This window comes from Halobacillus sp. BBL2006 (assembly GCF_000786645.1).
GTDB lineage: Bacteria > Bacillota > Bacilli > Bacillales > Halobacillaceae > Halobacillus.
Genome location: NZ_JRNX01000507.1, coordinates 1 through 1,498, shown reverse-complemented (window position 1 = coordinate 1,498; position 1,498 = coordinate 1). Strand labels below are relative to the sequence as shown.

General features: G+C 47.3%; 2 protein-coding genes. Both read left to right on the top strand.

Features of this window, described 5'->3' with window-relative positions; translation table 11 throughout:
* The first annotated feature begins 138 nt into the window (after positions 1 to 138).
* On the top strand, positions 139 to 906 hold the full coding sequence (locus LD39_RS14860) for an SDR family NAD(P)-dependent oxidoreductase (protein WP_035548797.1): 768 nt from the start codon (positions 139 to 141) through the stop codon (positions 904 to 906).
* 81 nt (positions 907 to 987) lie between these two features.
* Positions 988 to 1,498: AMP-binding protein (locus LD39_RS14855; protein ID WP_035548794.1), on the top strand; the 511-nt coding region annotated here is incomplete at its 3' end.

Below are 1,498 nucleotides of genomic sequence, written 5' to 3'. Positions count from 1 at the left end.
TGAAGTCATTGCTGAAGCAGAAGCGACGATCGTCCACTTCAATTATGAAACACAAAAAAGTGAGCCGATTCCGGCAGACCTTCGTTCGCTATTAGAAAATCATCTTGTACTCAGTTAGAGGAAAGGAGGAGATAGTCTATGGCTCGATTTGCAAATAAGATAGCGGTTGTGACTGGAGCTGGAAGCGGGATCGGAGAGAAAACGGCTCACCAACTTGCCGCGGAGGGGGCAACGGTCATTCTCGTCGGTCGAACGCCGTCTAAGCTTGAAAGGGTAGCAGAGCAAATCAATGAGAAGAAGGACGGTGCAAGTGTCGTCTTTCAAGCGGATGTCACGAAGGAAGAAGACATCGCAGCATTAAGTGATTTCATCCAAAGTGAGTATGGGACGCTGCATGTGCTCGTGAACAATGCTGGGACTTCTGGCAATACGACGATTTTAGAAATGGAGACATCGGAGTGGGACCGGATTCAGGATACGAATTTGAAAAGCGTGTACTTAGTCTCCAAAAGTCTTGGTCGTCTTATGGTCGATCAGGAGGATGGTGAAAGTGACCGTGCGATCGTCAATGTCGCTTCTTTATCAGGGCATAAGGCAGGAGCGAAAATCCCTCATTATAGCTCATCAAAGGCAGCGGTGATCCATTTCTCCAAGTCGCTTGCGCTGGAGTTCGCTCCTCATGGGATTCGGGTTAATTCCGTTTCTCCGGGGTTTGCGGAAACGCCGTTGACGGAAGAAGGATTGAAGAACCAGCGATTTGAGGATGCCATCAAAAGAAACACAGCATTGGGGCGTGTGGGGAAACCTGAAGAAATTGCTCAGGTAATCACTTTTGCTGCCTCAAAAGAAGCTTCCTATATGACGGGCTCGGATCTGCTCGTTGACGGGGGCTGGCTGATCAAGTAAGAAGTGATAGTTCTGCCTAAAAATGATAACGCTTACAATAAATGAGCCAGTTGGAAATTTTGAATAAAGGGGACGTGTTTCATGCTAACGAAGCATTTTGAGTTTTGGCCGAAGTTGACGAAGTCCATTACCGTTCCAGAAACTTCGCTTTATGATAACCTGGCCGTTTCTGCCAAACGCTATCCAAACAGCGAAGCGATTTATTATTATGGGAATTCAATAACGTTCCAAGAGCTGAAAAAGGAAGTCGATACGTTCGCAGGCTTTTTGCAGCAGCATCTCCACGTAGAAAAGGGAGAAAAAGTGCTGTTATTTATGCAAAATTCTCCGCAGTTTGTCATTGGTTATTATGCCATTCTGCGTGCGGGGGCAGTTGTCGTACCTATTAATCCGATGCTTAAGACGCAGGAGCTTGAATTTTACGTGAAGGACTGCGCGATTCAGTCCGCTCTCATCGGCCAGGAATTCATCGATGTTGTTCATCCGCTGACCGAAACAACGACGCTGAAAAACCTTATCGTCGCTGCGTATTCCGATTATGCAGGTGATGCAATGAGTGACCAGTTGCCAGAAGAAGTGGCAGCGCCGCGAG

What these genes read in the sequence shown, in the direction of transcription:
- LD39_RS14860 (WP_035548797.1), top strand. Translation starts at nt 139, where the DNA reads ATGGCTCGATTTGCAAATAAGATAGCGGTTGTGACTGGAGCTGGAAGC.